This window comes from Pseudoduganella sp. R-31 (assembly GCF_049913235.1).
Taxonomy (GTDB): domain Bacteria; phylum Pseudomonadota; class Gammaproteobacteria; order Burkholderiales; family Burkholderiaceae_D; genus Rugamonas.
Genome location: NZ_CP183986.1, coordinates 2,306,807 through 2,323,601 on the forward strand (window position 1 = coordinate 2,306,807; position 16,795 = coordinate 2,323,601).

Genomic DNA, 16,795 nt, shown 5'->3' on the forward strand with positions numbered 1-16,795 from the left:
AATGCCCCGTTGGCGCCTTTTTGGCCCACGGGGCTGATCACGGCGCGCAAAAAATGGTAATCTCGCGGCGTTTACCATTTACCTGTAAGGATGACCATGCGTTTGCTGCGACTGCTGCTTGCTTCTGCCGCCCTGATGTTCACCGCTGCCGGCGCCTATGCCGCCGAGCCGAAACAAGGCGTTGACTATACGGTTCTCGACACCCCGGTGCGCACCGAAGCCCAGGGTAAAAAGGTCGAGGTGGTCGAGTTCTTCATGTTCACTTGCCCGCACTGCAATGCGCTCGAACCGCGCATGTCGGCCTGGGTCAAGCAGAACGCCGACAAGATCCACTTCCGCCGCATCCACTTTGCCCGCGGTGAAAAAGACGTGCTGGCACGCGCCTACGTCACCCTGGAAACCATGGGCACGCTGGAACCAGCCAGCCAGAAGCTGTTTGACGCCATCCACAAAGAGCACAAGCGCCTGATGCGCGAGGACGACGTGACCGCCGTGGTGGTAAGCGCCGGCGTCGACAAGGCCAAGTACGAAAGCGTCTACAAATCCTTCAGCGTCGAGTCTAAAATGAAGCGCATGGAGACCATCATCGCCCAGTACAAGGTGGACAGTGCGCCAACCCTGGTGATCGATGGCCGTTACGTGACTTCCCCATCAATGGCCGGTCGTCCAGGCCAGCCGGAAGACCAGTCCCAGGCAGCCGCCCTGGCAGTTGCGGACTACCTGGTAGCCAAGGCTGCAGCGACCAAGAAGTAAGACATGGATCAACGTGAAGAAGGCGTGATGCGTGCGTTCCGGGAGTCGGCCCCTGACGAGGCCGGCTTGGTGCAGCGCACCTGGGTCAACCATTTTGCCTGGACGCTGGTGGTCCTGTTGTCCGGGCTGGTGTTCTGGCTCGTGGTGGCCGTGGTGAATGCCGAAAACCAGCGCAATGCGCTGGCCAATATGCAATGCCGCGACCGCGTCTTCAAGGAAGAGATCGACCGCCAGTGCATGCTGAGCGTGCAGTCACGCGAGCACTGGTGGCAGCACCTGGTCTACGCAATGAAGCACACCAAGCCCCAGAAATAAAAAAAATGGGGACGTACCCCATTTTTTTAATCAGGCTGTGACGTCGAGGTTGGCTAGCTGGCGCTTGAAGAGCTGTTCCTGCACGCGGATATCGTCGCCGTTGTAGCCGTCGTAAGCGCGGGTGGTGCGCGACCACACTTCCGGCATCACCTGCTCGATCAGGTTGCGGCCGGCATCGGTGAGGGTAATCATCACGCAGCGGCGGTCGCCCGGGCGGTTGCCGCGGGTGATCAGGCCTTGCGCTTCCAGGTCGTTGCAGACCCTGGTCAGGTTGGCCGGCTTTTCCATGCAGGCTTCGCCCAGGTTGGACGCCGTCGAAGTTTCATTCTCCGACCCATACAGCACCGCCAGCACCATGTAGCTGGCATCGACCAGGTCATACTTGCGCAGCACCGAATTCGCCAGGTCCTTCATGCGTTTCTGGACGTGATAGGTCATGCGCAGCAGGCGTACCAGGTCTTCCGGGAATTCCGGGATGCGAGTATGAATATTTTTCAGGCGCTTATTGGTTGCGTCAAAACTACTCATTCTGCAGGCACTCCTGTGCAATTTGTTCAAGCCTGAATTGTACTAGTGTTGACCTAAGGTAAATGCCTTTTTGATCTGTATCAAACCCCAAACGAAAGCTTCGGTGACGCTCGGGTTGCGTCTTTTTTGAAAGTTACATATTGGGAAAACCTTATACTTAAAGGGGAAATTTGGTACAAGCCGGATACGGCCGAAGATGTTTCAGCTTTATTGCCCATGTAACATAGTGTTGGCAACTTCCAACACTGCGCCGCTTGGCCCCTGTTTTCGTTAGATTATTGGAAACAGGAGGACACCATGTCAGGAACCAGTACCCTCGACCCGGACAATATGCCAGCCCAGCCTGACCGCGAAGTCAGCAAGGGCCATGGCACCGGGGCCCTTGGCCCCAGCGATTCGTCCGATTCCGGCAGCGACCTGCAAGGCGCGCGCCCGCCAGGGCCCGGCGACACTGAACTCGACAGTGATTCCGATGCCCAGGGCACCGGCGAACGCGCCAGTGTCGGACGCGATACGCCGGCCCCGGATGGCGGCGATATCGATGTCGACCATGTCGAATCGCTGCCCGACGCCAAACGCCAGGAACACGACGACGTCGAGCGCGGCAGCTAAAGGCTGTTGCTACAAGACTACAACCCACCCCGGCAGGGCGGGCCGGAAGAGGCACGAACGCGCTTTCTCCTCTGGGCCGCGCCGCTCCTCGATATCAAAACTGGTATTAAAGTCGGAAAAGATTTAATTGGATTGCATCCCGCTTGATCCCCTACATTCGGTTTTAACAAAAACCAACTCAGGGAGACCGCAAATGCAACACCAGTTAAATTTGAAAACCACCGTCGCCTGCATGCTGGCCACTGGCCTGCTGAGCAGCGCATCGGTCTGGGCGCAGGAAGCCGCCCAGGCCAATCCTGACGTCGTCGCCGAGAAGAAGGAAGCGACTGACAACGCGACCGTGATCGTCACCGGCGTCAAGGCATCGATGATCAAGAGCCTGGCGATCAAGCGCACCAGCGACCAGGTCCTGGAATCGGTCGTTGCCGAAGACATCGGCAAGCTGCCCGATAATAATGTCGTTGAAGCGCTGCAGCGCGTGACAGGGATTCAGGTCACCAACCGTTCCGGCGGCGAAGTCGGCACCTTGTCCATCCGTGGCCTGCCGGACGTGCAAACCACCTGGAACGGCCGCAACATCTTTACCGCGTCGGGCACCCAGGTCGCGCTCCAGGACATTCCTTCGACCCTGGTGCGCCAGATCGACGTCTACAAGACGCGCGACGCCAGCCAGTTGGACACCGGCATTGCAGGCCAGGTTGACGTCAAGTCGCTGCGGCCGTTCGATTTCAAGGGGCCAAAAGCTTCGCTGTCGGTGCGTGAAACCTATCTCGATCCCGCGAAAAAGGCGAACCCGCAGCTCAGCGGCATGTTAAGCAACCGCTGGCAAACCGGCGTCGGCGAAATCGGCGCCCTGGTCAATCTGTCGGTCAACAAGACGAATTACCGCAATGAAAGCGTGACCCCGGGCGCCATGGTGCCGTTCACCAGCCCCAATGCCGGCGAAGTTCCCCCAGGTTACATCCCGTTGCAGCGCATCTTCGATAATAAGATCTGGACGCCAGGCACCCATGCCGGCTTGCCGATGGCCGAGGGTTCAACGCTGGATTTCAACGGCAAAGCTTATCCTTACTACCTCGCGCGTGACGCCGTTTTCCAGAGCGACACCCACGGGGAGCGAAAGCGTCCGGCCGCCAATATCGCCTTGCAGTGGAAACCGAACGCCGATTCGGTCTACACCTTCGAATCGATGTACAACGGTTATCGTGACAAGTCCTTCAACCGCTTGCTGTTCAGCTTTGTTGACTGGTGGGGGGATCTCGGCAGCAATCCTGCGGGGACCATTACGACGTACCCGGGAACCAACGTTATCAAGAGCCGTCAAGTCAATAACGTCTATGGCTTCAACAGCGGCGACTACACCACATCGGCAACCGATTCTCGCATATATGCCCTGAACGGCAAGTGGGACCTTGGCGATCGCCTGAGGCTGGAAGGCGACCTGTCGTACCAATCCAGCACCTATCACTCGGAATTCACGGCCACCCGGATTGATCGCGTTGCACCGTCGATCAACGTCAACTTCAATGACGGCGGCAACAATACCGCCTTCCATTTCAACAACGATGCCGACCTGGCCGACCCGGCCAAGTGGAATGTTGCGCAGTTCTACGATAACGCCAACCGCAACAAGGGCAGCGCTGCGACGGCCAACCTGTCGGGCGTCTACGATGCCAACTGGGGTGCGCTGGAGACGATCCAGTTCGGCGTGCGCTTCGACGACCGCAAGGCGTCGGAGGCCAACCGGACGCAATCGGGCAATCTGGGCCGCACGCTCGCCTCGCTGGGCCCGGCGTATTCCTCCACCAACTCGAACTTCGGCACGGACATTTCGGACGTTCCGCGCTCATGGGTGGAGCCGAATGCTTATTACATCCGCGACCACATCGACGACTGGCGCAAGCTCTATAACTCGGTCGATGCCAACTTCCTGACGACAGACAAACTGAGCCTGCAGAAGACGTTCGAGGTCGATGAAAAGACGAACAACCTCTTCCTGATGGGGAATACCCAGAACGAATTGTTCGGCCGTCGCCTGCGCGGCAATTTCGGCGTGCGCTACGTCAAGGTCGATACCGACATGACCTTCTATAAGGTTGATCCCACCACCAAGGCGGTCTCGTCGTCTACTGCCAGCAAGTCGACTAGCAAGGTCCTGCCTAGCATGACCCTGATTTATGACGCATCCAAGGACGTGGTGACGCGCTTCAACTATGGTGAAACCCTGCGCCGCCCGAAGTTCAGTGACCTCAACCCTATCCTGCAGCTCAACGACGATGTTTCGAAGGTGGGTTATGGCTCGGGCAGCGGCGGCAATCCGGACCTGAAACCGACGCATTCCAAGAACTTCGACCTGACGGCCGAGTGGTATTTCCAGAAGGACAGCGCACTCTACGGCACGCTGTTCAAACGCAAGATCGACGGCTTGACCGTAGACTTGCGCCACAAGGTTCACGTCGATCCGGCGAACGACCCATTCCGCAACTCGACCGCGGGCGGCGACCATACGAACGGCTATGACTACGTCATCAACTCGCCGGTCAACGCCTCCAACGGCACGATCAAGGGCGCCGAGCTCGGCTTCATTTACTTCCCGAAGGGGCTGCCGAGCCTGCTGGACGGCCTGGGCGTCCAGGGCAGCTATACGCGACTGACCTCGTCGCAAAACGTGCCTGACGCCAATGATGCCGGCGTCATCGTCTCGCAACTCGAAACGCCGTTCTTCGGCGTGTCCAAGAGCTCCTACAACGCCACCCTGGCGTACGAAAAGGGCCCGGTCAGCGCGCGCTTGTCCTATGTCTGGCGCTCCGGCTTCCTGGACCGCAATGAAGCCGCCTTGTTTGCCAATCCGATTGGTATCTGGCGTCATCCGGAAAAGAGCGTGGACATGCAGATCTCGTACAAGATCAACGACAACATGTCGTTCGATATCAGTGGCGTCAACTTGACGAACGAAATGCAGCAGCAGTACTACCACTTCGGCAATGCGGGTAACGCGCAGTTGACCAATTTCGGCACGGTGCAGATCGGACGTTCGGTTTCGGCAGCGTTGCGTTGGAGGATGTAAGGCTAGACGGTCAAGAAGACCCCCTAGCCACGCAGGGCGTTGCTCGGTTCACACCGGCAACGCCCTTTTTCATGCACTCGGCCGGTCCCGGCGCTGGTGCAGGTGATCTGCCGCCAGCGGGACCGCAGGGTTCTCCTCCGCGCTCGCGAGGTAGATCGGCGTAACCTCAAGCAGCGTGTCGATTGCGACCCGCAGCTTGGCGGGCATGTAGGGAGTATGGGGCCACACCAGGTGCATGCGCGAGGCTTCCATTTCTCCGCAATCGAACAGCACCTTCAGTTCGCCCCGTTTCACGTACGGGGCCACCAGCCAGCAGGGCAGCCATGCCAGACCCATGCCGCGCGCTGCCGCGTCGGCAATCACCTGCAAGTCATCCACCAGCATGCGCTGCCGCGGCAGCAAGTCGTGCGTGCGGCCGTCCGGCATGGCGACCGTCCATTCTTTCACCACGCGTCCGCGCGAGTACAGGATGCCATCGCGCTCGCAGACTTCCTGGATGTCCTGCGGTTCGCCGTGCGCCTGCAGATAGGAGGGCGCGGCGCAGATCAGCATGCGCTGCTGGCCCAGGGGGCGCGCAGCCAGGCTGGTACTGTTCGGCAGCGGACCGACGCGCAGGCCGAGATCGAAGCCTTCATCCAGCAAGTCCACCACCCGGTCGCTGAACGAGATATCGATGGTCAGTTGCGGGTAGCGCTGGGCCAGGTCCATCATCAGCGGCGCCACGAACTGCCGGCCGAACAGCACCGGCACGCTGATGCGCAAGCGGCCGGTCGGCTCGCTGCGGCCGGTACCGATGCAGGCTTCGCCCGCATCCAGTTCGGCAAGAGCGCGCACGCAGCGCTCGTAATAGGACTGGCCCGCTTCGGTCAGGGCCTGGCTGCGCGTGGTGCGATGGAACAGGCGCACGCCCAGCCGTTCTTCCAGCCGCGCGATGGCCTTGGCCACGGCGGAGCGGGTCTGGTGCAGCCGCGTGGCCGCCGCCGAAAAACTGCCTGCCTCCACGGCCTGCACGAAGACGTTGATGCCATTCAGGCGTTCATTCATATTGATTCCTTTTGGGCGACAATCTGTCGATGAAACTCCACCACTGTGGATAACGTGGAAACTATATAGTTCTTCTCACTTAACCACAACTTGTAAGGAGATCCAAATGCATGCATACCAAATCACCCCCGGCGGCGGTATCGACAGCCTGGAAGCCGTCAAGCTGCCGAAACGTGAACTGCAATACCACGAGGTTCGCGTAAAGGTGCGCGCGGTTTCGCTGAACTATCGCGACCTGATGGTGGCGCAGGGCACTTACCCGACCAGCGGCGAAGGTGCAGTGGTGCCGGGTTCCGACGCGGCCGGTGAAGTGGTCGAGGTAGGCCCGGGCGTTGAACGATTCCGCGTCGGCGACCGCGTAGCGACCGCGTTTTTCCCTGAGTGGGAAGAAGGCAAGGTCACGCCGGGCAAGACGGCGGTGACGCTGGGGGCGGGCAGCAATGGCGTGCTGTCGGAAGAACTGGTGATCAAGGAAGGCGGCCTGGTTGCCGTGCCGGCGCACCTGAGTTATGAGGAAGCGGCGACCCTGACCTGCGCCGGCGTCACAGCCTGGAATGCGTTGTTCGTGGAAGGCGGCGTGAAAGCCGGCGACACCGTGCTGTTGCTGGGCACCGGCGGCGTGTCGGTGTGGGCGCTGCAACTGGCCAAGGCGGCAGGCGTGCGCACGATCGTCACCTCGTCCAGCGACACCAAGCTGGAACGGGCACGCGCCTTGGGCGCCGACGTGTTGATCAACTACCGCAAGACGCCTGAATGGCAGGACGAAGTGCTGCGCGCCACCAACGGCGAAGGCGTCGACCTGGTGCTGGAAGTGGGTGGCCAGGATACGCTGGCGCGCTCGATTGCCTCGGCCGGCATGGGCGGCAAGGTGGCAGTGATTGGCGGCCTGGGGGGCGGCTTCGAAACCAGCGTTCAACTGCTTGGCATTGTCATTGGCGGCAAGAGCATGAGCGGCATTTACGTCGGCAGCCGCAAGATGCAGGAAGACTTGTCGCGGCTGGTCTCCCAGCGCAACATCAAGCCGGTGGTGGACCGCGTGTTCGACATCCACGAGGCGCGCGAAGCCTACCAGCACCTCGCATCCGGCAACCACTTCGGCAAGGTCGTGATCAGCGTCAAGCCGCGCTATTGATCCTTCAATTCGGGGTCAGGTCTGTCATTTGGACACGCGTACAGTTTGTTTGACAAATCTCAATACGCAAATTCCGTGGAATTAGCGTATTGAGAAATATCAAATGAGAGCGCTAGCTGTCCGAATGACAGACCTGACCCCGAATTTGACCCCGAATTTGGTCGAAAAAAAGCCCGCTCGTAGCGGGCTTTCGATGGGCGAAGAACCGCGATCAAGCGAAGTTCTTGGCCACGAAGTTCCAGTTCACCAGGTTCCAGAAGGTTTCAACGTACTTAGGACGTGCGTTGCGGTAGTCGACGTAGTAGGCGTGTTCCCATACGTCGCAGGTCAGCAGCGGCTTGTCGGCGCCGGTCAGCGGAGTGGCGGCGTTGGAGGTGTTGACGATCTCGACCGAGCCGTCAGCCTTCTTCACCAGCCAGGTCCAGCCGGAACCGAAGTTGCCCACGCAGGACTTGGTGAATTCTGCCTTGAAGTTGTCGAAGGAGCCGAACTTGGCGTTGATGGCGTCAGCCAGGGCACCAGCTGGTGCGCCGCCGGCGTTGGGAGCCATGCAGTTCCAGTAGAAGGTGTGGTTCCAAACCTGGGCTGCGTTGTTGAACACGCCGCCGGAAGACTTCTTCACGATCTCTTCCAGGGACAGGTTTTCGAACTCGGTGCCCTTGATCAGGTTGTTCAGGTTGGTGACATATGCCTGGTGATGCTTACCGTAGTGGAATTCCAGGGTTTCCTTGGAGATGTGCGGCTGCAGTGCGTCCATCGCATACGGCAGTGGTGGCAGGGTATGTTCCATGAATGTTTCCTTTTGATTGAGACGAAAAGTTATTTTTGCCGAAACGGCCACTATTCTAATACGAACGCTAGGTAAGCGTCGGTTGCACGTTGGCCACGCCGATTTGGGCGCTGCCTTCGGCCAGGCGGACGCCCAGCGGCTGCCCCGGTTGGATATGCGCCGGGTCGCGCAGTACGGCGCCGGCGGCATCGGTGACGATGGCGTAGCCGCGTTCCAGCGTGCGCTGGGGATTCAGTAATTCCAGTTGCGCCGACAGCGCATTCAGGGCATCGCGCCGCTGCAGCAGTTGCGCACGCATGCTGGCGCCGGCGCGATGCTGCAAGGCTTCCATTGCGGCACGTGCCTTGCTCGCGTCGGGCTTGCGCGCGGCCAGGCGGCCGGCCAGCCGGTCGACCGTGAAGCGGGCCTGCTGCAGCGGGTTGCGCGTGGCGTGCATCATGGCGGTGGACAGGCTTTGCAACTGCATGCGCTGCTGGGCGATGCGGGCCGTCGGGCTGAGCAGGCGGCGCTGCAGGTTGTCCAGCGTCTGCGTGGCGTCGCTGAGGGCGCGGCGCATGGCGCGGCGCAGGTCGGTGGCGTCGGCGCGCAATGAACCGAGCCAGTCGGCACGCGGCGTTGCTGCCAGTTCGGCTGCGGCGGTTGGCGTGGCGGCACGCACGTCGGCGGCGAAGTCGCAGATGGTGAAGTCGGTTTCGTGGCCAACTCCGGACACTACAGGGACATTGCAATTGGCGACGGCGTAAGCGACCACTTCTTCATTGAAGCACCACAGGTCTTCCATGCTGCCCCCACCACGCACCACCAGCAGCACGTCGCATTCGGCACGGCGCGAGGCAGTTTCGATGGCGGCCGCAATCTGGGCGCCAGCCTGCTGGCCCTGTACCAGGGTAGGGTAGAGCACTACGTTGACGTGTGGCGCCCGGCGGCGCAACGCAATCAGCACGTCGCGCAGGGCGGCTGCCTGGGGGCTGGTGACGATGCCGATGGTGCGCGGGAACAGGGGCAGGGCGCGTTTGCGCTCGGTGTCGAACAGGCCCGCCGCCGCCAGGCGCTCCTTGAGGCGCTGGAAGGCTTCGAACAGGGAGCCGACGCCGGCCCGGCGGATTGCTTCTACATTGATCTGGTAGTCGCCGCGTGGCCCGTACAGGGTGACCAGGGCCCGCACCTCGACCTTGTCGCCTTCGCGCGGCACGAAGCCGGCGTACTGGGCGCGGCCGCGGAACATGACGGCGCGCACCTGGGCGGCATCATCTTTCAGGGTGAAATACCAATGGCCCGAACTGGCGCGCGTGAAATTCGAGATTTCCCCAGATATCCACTGCAAGGGGAATGAGCGCTCCAGCAGGCGCGCGACTGCCTGGTTGAGGGCGCTGACTGAAATGACCTGGTTGGGTTCGGGGCTATTGATCATGGACCTGTCCACACTTTTTGAAAGCGGTCATGCTTATGTCATATATCACTTCATATCGCAAGTATTTTTTGTAAACACATGATTATTAAGGGTAAACGCCAATGCCAAATAAGCGGGCAATTGTTGAATTTCCTTATAGATCAAGGACTTTGCGATAGCGCGTGGCTGTTACGCACAAAGATATCCACAGAATGTGTGAGGAACTTCTCGGCCCGAAGCCTTGCGTGATGAAAATGTTTGCAGGGTAACTTTCATTTTAGAAATCAACGGCTTGGCACTCCAGTCTGTCCCTTGCTAACAATTTTATCCACAGAAGCTGTGGGGAAAAACGCTGCCTAAATTTTCAGCTCGAAGTGATTGTCTTTCCATATCAAAGACTTGCGCTACCTCCTGTGGCCTTGCTCACACTTTTGTCCACAGAATTTGTGCATTTCGCTGAAAATGTGCCTGGAATGCATCGGGAAATCAGCGTGCGAGATTTTTACGCACGGCAAGAAAACCCTTATAGATCAAGTACTTTACCCCTCAAGCATAGCCTTGCTAACAATCTTATCAACAGAATATGTGAAGAAGTGCACAGATGGGGAAAAGCAGGAAAAGTGCCAATGCGCATTTTTTGTGCTTGAGAATAATTCGCTTTCCTTTCAAAGGCTTAGCATATAAAAGCCACCATTCCCCACAATTTTGTCCACAGAATATGTGTAGAACTGCGCTGAGCGAAGCTGATGAAAATTTTTGCATTAGGAAAAATCATAAACAAATCATGGGTTTAGGGTGAATTAGTTGGATTGCCAACAATGTTGTCCACAGAAAATGTGAAGAATGCGCACACTTGCCTGATAGCTCTCGACACGCTACATTGCGCGTTTAGGTTTTCTTTCTTAGGAGTATGTCTTGCTCGCAATTTTCCAGGCCGCCGGCTGGCCTATCTGGCCTCTGCTGATCGCTTCCATCGTTGCCCTTGCTCTGATCGTTGAGCGCCTGATGTATCTGCGCCGTTCGCGCATCATTCCGAAGACACTGCTGGACGAGGTGGTTCGCGTCTATCGCAGCGGAAACATCAATAACGACATCATCACCAAGCTGGAAAAATCGTCCCAGCTGGGCGTTGTTCTTTCGGCAGCGTTGCGTAACGTCAACGCCCCACGCGATGTGATGAAAGAGTCGATTGAAGAGGCGGGCGGCGCCGTGGCGCACGAGCTGGAGCGCTTCCTGACCACCCTCGGCACCATCGCTACCCTGGCACCGCTGATGGGCCTGTTCGGTACCGTGGTCGGCATGATCGAGATCTTCGGTTCGCAGAATTCCGCCGGCGCCAACCCTGCGCAACTAGCGCACGGTATTTCGGTGGCGCTGTACAACACCGGTTTCGGCCTGGCGATCGCGATGCCGACCCTGGTGTTCTATCGCCACTTCCGCGCCCTGGTTGACTCCTTCGTCATCGACATGGAGCAGCAGGCGGTCAAGTTCGTGGACGTGGTCCACAACTCCCGCAAGTAAGCGAGGGATCAGTTTATGGCGATGAATTTCCGCCGAGGCCAGAAGCGCGAAGATCCCGAGATCAACCTGATCCCGTTTATCGACGTGCTGCTGGTGATCCTGATCTTCCTGATGATCACCACCACGTACAGCAAGTTCACCGAGCTGAAAATCACCTTGCCGACCGCCGATGCGGAAAAGACGGTGGAGCAGCCGAATGACCTGAATGTGACAGTGGATGCCAAGGGCAACTACACCATCAACGGCACGCCGGTTGCGTTCCACGACGTAGCCGGCCTGGCCGAGCAGATGAAGGCTGCCACCAAGGATGCCAACCCGATCGTCAAGATCAACGCCGACCAGTTCGCGATGCACCAGATGGTGATCAACGTGATGGAAGCGGCGCGCGTGGCTGGCTTCGAGCGCGTGACCTTCGAGGCACAGACCGCCCAGGCCAGGTAATGGCCTCTTCCCTCGAGACGACGTTCTCGCGCGAGTGGTTGCGGCGGGGCGCGCTGGCATGCGTGCTCTGGCCCTTGTCCCTGCTGTTCCGGGGGCTGGCCGCCGTGCGCCGCGGCCTGTATGCGCTTGGCGTCTCGCACGCCGAGCGCTTGCCGGTGCCGGTCGTCGTCGTGGGGAATATCTTCATTGGCGGTACGGGAAAGACGCCGCTGACCATCTGGCTGGTCGATGCGCTGCGTGCGGCCGGTTTCCGGCCGGGCGTTGTGTCGCGAGGCTTCGGCAGCACGGATGCCGCGCCGCGCGAAGTCAGCGCCGTGTCGACGCCGGCCGAGGTGGGCGACGAACCAGTCCTGATTGCCGTCCGTACCGGCTGCCCGGTTTTCGTTGGCCGTGCGCGTGCGGCGGCGGGCGAGGCGCTGCTGGCGGCTTACCCCGAAGTCAACGTTATCGTCACGGATGACGGCTTGCAGCATTACGCCCTGGCGCGCGACATCGAAATCGTGCTGTTTGACGGCAGGGGAGTTGGCAATGGCTGGACGCTGCCGGCCGGGCCGCTGCGCGAGGCGCCGTCCCGCAAACGCGATTTCACCGTGGTCAACGCGCCCGAACTGACGGCAGCGCTGTGCACCGCCATCGCGCCACCCGGCGCTGTCCGCGGTGGCGCACCGGGTGCTCCCTGGCAGATGCGCCTCGCCGGCGACGTTGCAGAACGGCTGGCTGAGCGCAGCGAGCGCATGACGCTGGCCGAACTGGCTCGCCGTGCGGGGCAGGGCGACGGGCTGCGCGTGGCCGCGGCGGCGGGCATCGGCAATCCGGGCCGTTTTTTTGCCATGCTGCGCACCGCAGGACTTGAGCCGCAGGAGTTGCCGCTTCCCGATCATCACGACTTTAAAGACCGCCCGTTCGCGAATGTCGAGGCCGACTTTATTCTGGTGACGGAGAAGGATGCAGTAAAATGCTGGCAAATTGAAGAACTACGCAACGATCCAAGAATCTGGGTCGTTCCAGTCAGCGCCCGCATCGACGCGGCGCTGGCCGATCAAATTGTGGAGAAACTACGTGGACGCACGCCTGCTTGATATCCTGGTCTGCCCTGTGTGCAAGGGCCCTCTGGAGTACGACAAAAAAGCCCAGGAAATGATTTGCAAAGGCGACCGCCTGGCATACCCGATCCGCGACGGCATCCCGATCATGTGGGCCGACGAAGCGCGCTCCCTGCCAGACACCACGGAGTAAGCGGTGTCCTTCATCGTCATCATCCCGGCCCGCCTGGCCTCGACCCGCCTGCCCAACAAGCCCCTGGCCGACCTGGGCGGCAAGCCGATGGTGGTGCGCGTGGCCGAACGCGCGAAGGAAGCCGGCGCGGCCCGCATCGTTGTCGCCACCGACCACGCCTCTATCAAAGAAGCCTGCGAACAGCATGGCATCGAAGCTTTCATGACCCGTGCCGACCACCCGTCCGGCACCGACCGCATCGCCGAAGTGGCGCGCGCCATGAATTTGCCGGCCGACGCCGTCGTGGTCAACCTGCAGGGCGACGAGCCCCTGATCGAGCCGCAACTGCTGAAGGCTGCCGCCGCCCGCATCGGCGCCGACGTGCCGATGTCCACCTGCGCCCATCCGCTGCACGACGTGGCGGACGCCTTCAACCCGAACGTGGTGAAGGTGGTGCTGGACAAGCAGGGCCGCGCATTGTATTTCAGCCGTGCCACCATCCCGTGGCACCGCGATGCCTTCGCCAAGGACAAGTCGGCCCTGCCGGCCGGCTACGTTCCCTTGCGCCATATTGGGCTGTACGCCTATAGAAACGACTTCCTGCAGGCCTATCCGGCGCTGGAAGTGTCGCCGCTGGAAGGGATTGAAGCCCTCGAGCAGCTGCGCGTCCTGTGGCATGGATACCCCATTGCCGTACACGTGACCGATTCCGCCCCGGCGGCGGGCGTGGACACCCCGGAAGACCTGGCGCGTGTACAAGCACTCTACAAAAGTGGCGGATAAGCCAACTTCTGTGGTAAGTTTCTAGCAAGGTGGCTAAGGCATCATCAAAAATTATTATTAAATCGTTTAGGAACATTCATGCGTCTCATTCTGTTAGGAGCACCAGGAGCCGGTAAGGGCACCCAGGCCAACTTCATCAAGGAAAAGTACAACATCCCTCAGATTTCCACCGGCGACATGCTGCGTGCGGCAATCAAGGAAGGTACTGAACTGGGCCTGGCCGCCAAAAAAGTGATGGACGCGGGCCAACTGGTTTCGGACGACATCATCATCGGCCTGGTGAAAGACCGCCTGAAAGCGGCCGATTGCGCCAATGGCTACCTGTTTGACGGCTTCCCGCGTACCACCGCGCAAGCCGACGCGATGAAGGACGCAGGCGTCAAAATCGACTACGTGCTGGAAATCGCCGTACCGGACGACCAGATCGTCGAACGCATGAGCGGCCGCCGCAGCCACCCGGCTTCGGGCCGTGTGTACCACGTCAAATTCAATCCTCCTAAAGTCGAAGGCAAGGACGATGTCACCGGCGAAGACCTGGTGCAGCGCGACGACGACAAGGAAGAAACCGTCAAGAAGCGCCTGGACGTCTACCACAACCAGACCGAAGTCCTGCTTGGCTACTACGGCGAGTGGGCCAAATCGGGCCAGCCTGGTGCGCCGAAATATCGCAAGATCGAAGGCGTTGGTCCAGTCGAAGAGATTCGCGACCGTGCGTTCGCGGCTCTGAACAGCTAATACTTATGAAGCGGGCTCCTGGCCCGCTTTTTTCAAACCGGTACGCGACAGTCGCGTCGCAAGTGTCAGACCCTGCGGGTCTGACACTGGTCTACCGGTTTGGCGGCCCCCTGGCCGTGAAGTGTCAAAGTTTTGCAGTACGTAGTTCGGTCGTACCGAGTTCGTTTTGTGGCTTTTGATTCTAATAACGTAAGGGGGCAATCTATGGCAGCAAGTTTGTGGTTCGCGATTGCGTGCGGCGTGCTCGCGGTGGTGTACGGGCTGTGGGCGCGCAGCTGGATTCTTGGACAGAACGCGGGCAACGCCCGCATGCAGGAAATCGCGACAGCCATCCAGCAAGGTGCTGCGGCCTACCTGGCCCGCCAGTACCGCACCATCGGTATCGTCGGTGTTGTTCTGCTGGTAGCCATCGGGGCGGCGATCGATATGAAGACCGCCATCGGCTTCCTTCTTGGCGCCGTGCTTTCCGGCGCTTGCGGCTTTATCGGCATGAATGTGTCGGTGCGGGCCAACGTGCGTACCGCGCAGGCTGCGTCGGTGGGCATGAACGAGGCGCTCAATGTCGCCTTCAAGGGCGGCGCCATCACCGGCATGCTGGTGGTCGGCCTCGGGCTGCTGGGCGTAGCCGGATTCTACTGGGTGCTCACCGTGATGGGCGCTCCGGGCGCGCCTGACCCGACGCACAATGTGCATGAAGTGCTGAAGCCGATGATCGGCCTGGCCTTCGGCGCTTCCCTGATCTCGATCTTCGCCCGCCTCGGTGGCGGCATCTTCACCAAGGGCGCCGACGTGGGCGCCGACCTGGTGGGCAAGGTGGAGGCGGGCATTCCCGAGGACGATCCGCGCAATCCGGCGGTGATCGCCGACAACGTGGGCGACAACGTGGGCGACTGCGCCGGCATGGCGGCCGACCTGTTTGAAACCTATGTGGTGACCCTGATCGCGACCATGCTGCTTGGCGCGTTGATGATCACCAGCGCGCCGGCGCAGGCGGCCATCTATCCGATGCTGCTGGGTGCCGTGTCCATCATCGGCTCCATCATCGGCTGCTCCATGGTCAAGGCGAAACCGGGCAAGAAGATCATGTCGGCCCTGTACACTGGCTTGTGGTGGGCCGCCGGCCTGTCGCTGATCGGCTTCGTCATCGTAACCTGGATGGTCTGGCCGGATGATGAGATGCGCTACAAGATGCTGGGTGCAACGGTTGTCGGCATCGTGCTGACCGGCCTGATGGTCTACATCACGGAGTTCTATACCGGCACCGAATTCACGCCGGTGCGCCATATCGCGGAAGCTTCCACCACCGGCCACGGCACCAATATCATTGCGGGCCTGGGCGTGTCGATGAAATCCACCGCATGGCCAGTGCTTGCCGTGTGCGTGGCGATCCTGGTTTCCTTCAAGCTGTCCGGCCTGTACGGCATTGCGATTGCGGCGACCTCCATGCTGTCGATGGCTGGTATCGTCGTGGCGCTGGACGCCTACGGCCCGATTACCGACAACGCCGGCGGCATCGCCGAAATGTCGGGCATGCCGGATTCCGTGCGCGCCATTACCGACCCGCTGGATGCGGTGGGCAACACCACCAAGGCGGTGACCAAGGGCTATGCGATCGGCTCGGCCGGCCTGGCTGCGCTGGTGCTGTTTGCCGACTACACCCACGCCCTGCAGTCGCGCGGCATGGAGATGTCCTTCGACCTGTCCGACCCGATGGTAATCGTCGGCCTGTTCATCGGCGGCCTGATCCCTTACCTGTTCGGCGCCATGGCGATGGAGGCCGTCGGTCGCGCTGCCGGCGCCGTGGTGGTGGAAGTGCGCCGCCAGTTCCGCGACATCAAGGGCATCATGGACGGCACTGGCAAGCCGCAGTACGACAAGGCCGTCGACATGCTGACTGCCTCCGCCATCAAGGAAATGATCGCGCCTTCGCTGCTGCCGGTGCTGGTGCCTATCCTGGTCGGCATGCTGCTCGGCCCGCGCGCGCTGGGAGGCCTGCTGATGGGCACCATCATCACCGGCCTGTTTGTGGCGATCTCGATGACCACCGGCGGCGGCGCCTGGGATAACGCGAAAAAGTATATTGAGGACGGCAACCATGGCGGCAAAGGTTCCGACGCGCACAAGGCGGCGGTGACCGGCGATACCGTGGGCGACCCGTACAAGGATACTGCCGGTCCGGCCGTCAACCCGCTGATCAAGATCATCAACATCGTGGCGCTGCTGCTGGTGCCGCTGTTGCCGGTCACCGGCATCCTGTCGGTGACCATGGCGCCGATGCAGGCGCAGCAACAGGTGGTGGCCCCGGCTTCGGCTGCGGCGCCGCAGGTGGCAGCGCCCGTGGCTGCGCCAGCGGTGGCTCCCGCCATGGCCGAGGTGCCGGCCCAAGCCGCAAGCGAGACGCCGGCGGCGAAGTAAGTCGCGCCGCGTCAACCCTCTGCGGCGTATGATGTCTGTACGCTGCGGAGGGCA

Annotated in this window: 16 protein-coding genes; 12 read left to right on the top strand and 4 right to left on the bottom strand. The window is 60.7% G+C overall.

Annotated elements, in window-relative coordinates:
- The first annotated feature begins 96 nt into the window (after positions 1-96).
- Both ACN9MY_RS10550 and ACN9MY_RS10555 read left to right on the top strand, forming a co-directional pair.
- On the top strand, positions 97-753 hold the full coding sequence (locus ACN9MY_RS10550; protein ID WP_426170461.1) for a thiol:disulfide interchange protein DsbA/DsbL: 657 nt from the start codon (positions 97-99) through the stop codon (positions 751-753).
- 3 nt (positions 754-756) lie between these two features.
- Positions 757-1,068 carry a hypothetical protein gene (locus ACN9MY_RS10555; protein WP_426170463.1) on the top strand — a complete coding sequence of 104 codons (312 nt, stop codon included), beginning with the start codon at positions 757-759 and terminating at the stop codon, positions 1,066-1,068.
- A 30-nt stretch (positions 1,069-1,098) separates the two neighbouring features.
- On the opposite strand, the gene ACN9MY_RS10560 is transcribed toward ACN9MY_RS10555, so the two are convergent.
- Complete coding sequence (locus ACN9MY_RS10560; protein WP_130314940.1) at positions 1,099-1,596, bottom strand: transcriptional regulator, SarA/Rot family; 498 nt, start codon at positions 1,594-1,596, stop codon at positions 1,099-1,101.
- A gap of 297 nt (positions 1,597-1,893) precedes the next feature.
- Here ACN9MY_RS10560 and ACN9MY_RS10565 point away from each other — a divergent pair, with 297 nt between their 5' ends.
- Together ACN9MY_RS10565 and ACN9MY_RS10570 are read left to right on the top strand one after the other, a co-directional pair.
- Complete coding sequence (locus tag ACN9MY_RS10565; RefSeq protein ID WP_426322250.1) at positions 1,894-2,208, top strand: hypothetical protein; 315 nt, start codon at positions 1,894-1,896, stop codon at positions 2,206-2,208.
- A 193-nt stretch (positions 2,209-2,401) separates the two neighbouring features.
- Complete coding sequence (locus ACN9MY_RS10570) at positions 2,402-5,275, top strand: TonB-dependent receptor (RefSeq protein ID WP_426337284.1); 2,874 nt, start codon at positions 2,402-2,404, stop codon at positions 5,273-5,275.
- A gap of 69 nt (positions 5,276-5,344) precedes the next feature.
- Here ACN9MY_RS10570 and ACN9MY_RS10575 read toward each other — a convergent pair whose 3' ends face one another.
- The gene (locus tag ACN9MY_RS10575; RefSeq protein WP_426337285.1) at positions 5,345-6,319 is read right to left on the bottom strand and encodes a LysR family transcriptional regulator; all 975 of its coding nucleotides are present in this window, start codon (positions 6,317-6,319) and stop codon (positions 5,345-5,347) included.
- A gap of 106 nt (positions 6,320-6,425) precedes the next feature.
- Here ACN9MY_RS10575 and ACN9MY_RS10580 point away from each other — a divergent pair, with 106 nt between their 5' ends.
- Positions 6,426-7,451: a zinc-dependent alcohol dehydrogenase family protein gene (locus tag ACN9MY_RS10580; RefSeq protein WP_426170469.1), complete on the top strand. Its 1,026-nt coding sequence runs from the start codon at positions 6,426-6,428 to the stop codon at positions 7,449-7,451.
- A gap of 211 nt (positions 7,452-7,662) precedes the next feature.
- On the opposite strand, the gene sodB is transcribed toward ACN9MY_RS10580, so the two are convergent.
- Both sodB and xseA read right to left on the bottom strand, forming a co-directional pair.
- Positions 7,663-8,241 carry a superoxide dismutase [Fe] gene (sodB, locus tag ACN9MY_RS10585; RefSeq protein ID WP_426322256.1) on the bottom strand — a complete coding sequence of 193 codons (579 nt, stop codon included), beginning with the start codon at positions 8,239-8,241 and terminating at the stop codon, positions 7,663-7,665.
- A gap of 67 nt (positions 8,242-8,308) precedes the next feature.
- Positions 8,309-9,652 (bottom strand): exodeoxyribonuclease VII large subunit, encoded by a 1,344-nt coding sequence (gene xseA / locus ACN9MY_RS10590; protein WP_426322258.1) that lies wholly within the window; start codon positions 9,650-9,652, stop codon positions 8,309-8,311.
- 894 nt (positions 9,653-10,546) lie between these two features.
- Between xseA and ACN9MY_RS10595 the strand changes: the two genes are divergently transcribed.
- The 7 genes from ACN9MY_RS10595 to ACN9MY_RS10625 all read left to right on the top strand — a co-directional run bounded on the left by ACN9MY_RS10595 (position 10,547) and on the right by ACN9MY_RS10625 (position 16,741).
- Entirely contained in the window at positions 10,547-11,152 is a 606-nt protein-coding gene (locus ACN9MY_RS10595) for a MotA/TolQ/ExbB proton channel family protein (RefSeq protein ID WP_426170474.1), read from the top strand.
- Positions 11,153-11,173: 21 nt separating this feature from the next.
- On the top strand, positions 11,174-11,593 hold the full coding sequence (locus ACN9MY_RS10600) for an ExbD/TolR family protein (RefSeq protein ID WP_057260354.1): 420 nt from the start codon (positions 11,174-11,176) through the stop codon (positions 11,591-11,593).
- A complete protein-coding gene (gene lpxK, locus ACN9MY_RS10605; RefSeq protein ID WP_426322261.1) occupies positions 11,593-12,672 on the top strand; it encodes a tetraacyldisaccharide 4'-kinase in 1,080 nt (359 codons plus the stop codon). Before ACN9MY_RS10600 ends, lpxK begins: the two co-directional genes overlap by 1 nt.
- Complete coding sequence (locus ACN9MY_RS10610; RefSeq protein WP_082507565.1) at positions 12,653-12,829, top strand: Trm112 family protein; 177 nt, start codon at positions 12,653-12,655, stop codon at positions 12,827-12,829. The genes lpxK and ACN9MY_RS10610 overlap by 20 nt, the downstream gene beginning before the upstream one ends.
- 3 nt (positions 12,830-12,832) lie before the next feature.
- On the top strand, positions 12,833-13,591 hold the full coding sequence (gene kdsB / locus ACN9MY_RS10615; protein WP_426322263.1) for a 3-deoxy-manno-octulosonate cytidylyltransferase: 759 nt from the start codon (positions 12,833-12,835) through the stop codon (positions 13,589-13,591).
- A 78-nt stretch (positions 13,592-13,669) separates the two neighbouring features.
- A complete protein-coding gene (gene adk / locus ACN9MY_RS10620) occupies positions 13,670-14,326 on the top strand; it encodes an adenylate kinase (RefSeq protein ID WP_426170479.1) in 657 nt (218 codons plus the stop codon).
- Between the two features lie 204 nt (positions 14,327-14,530).
- Complete coding sequence (locus ACN9MY_RS10625; RefSeq protein WP_426322266.1) at positions 14,531-16,741, top strand: sodium-translocating pyrophosphatase; 2,211 nt, start codon at positions 14,531-14,533, stop codon at positions 16,739-16,741.
- Positions 16,742-16,795 lie beyond the last annotated feature (54 nt).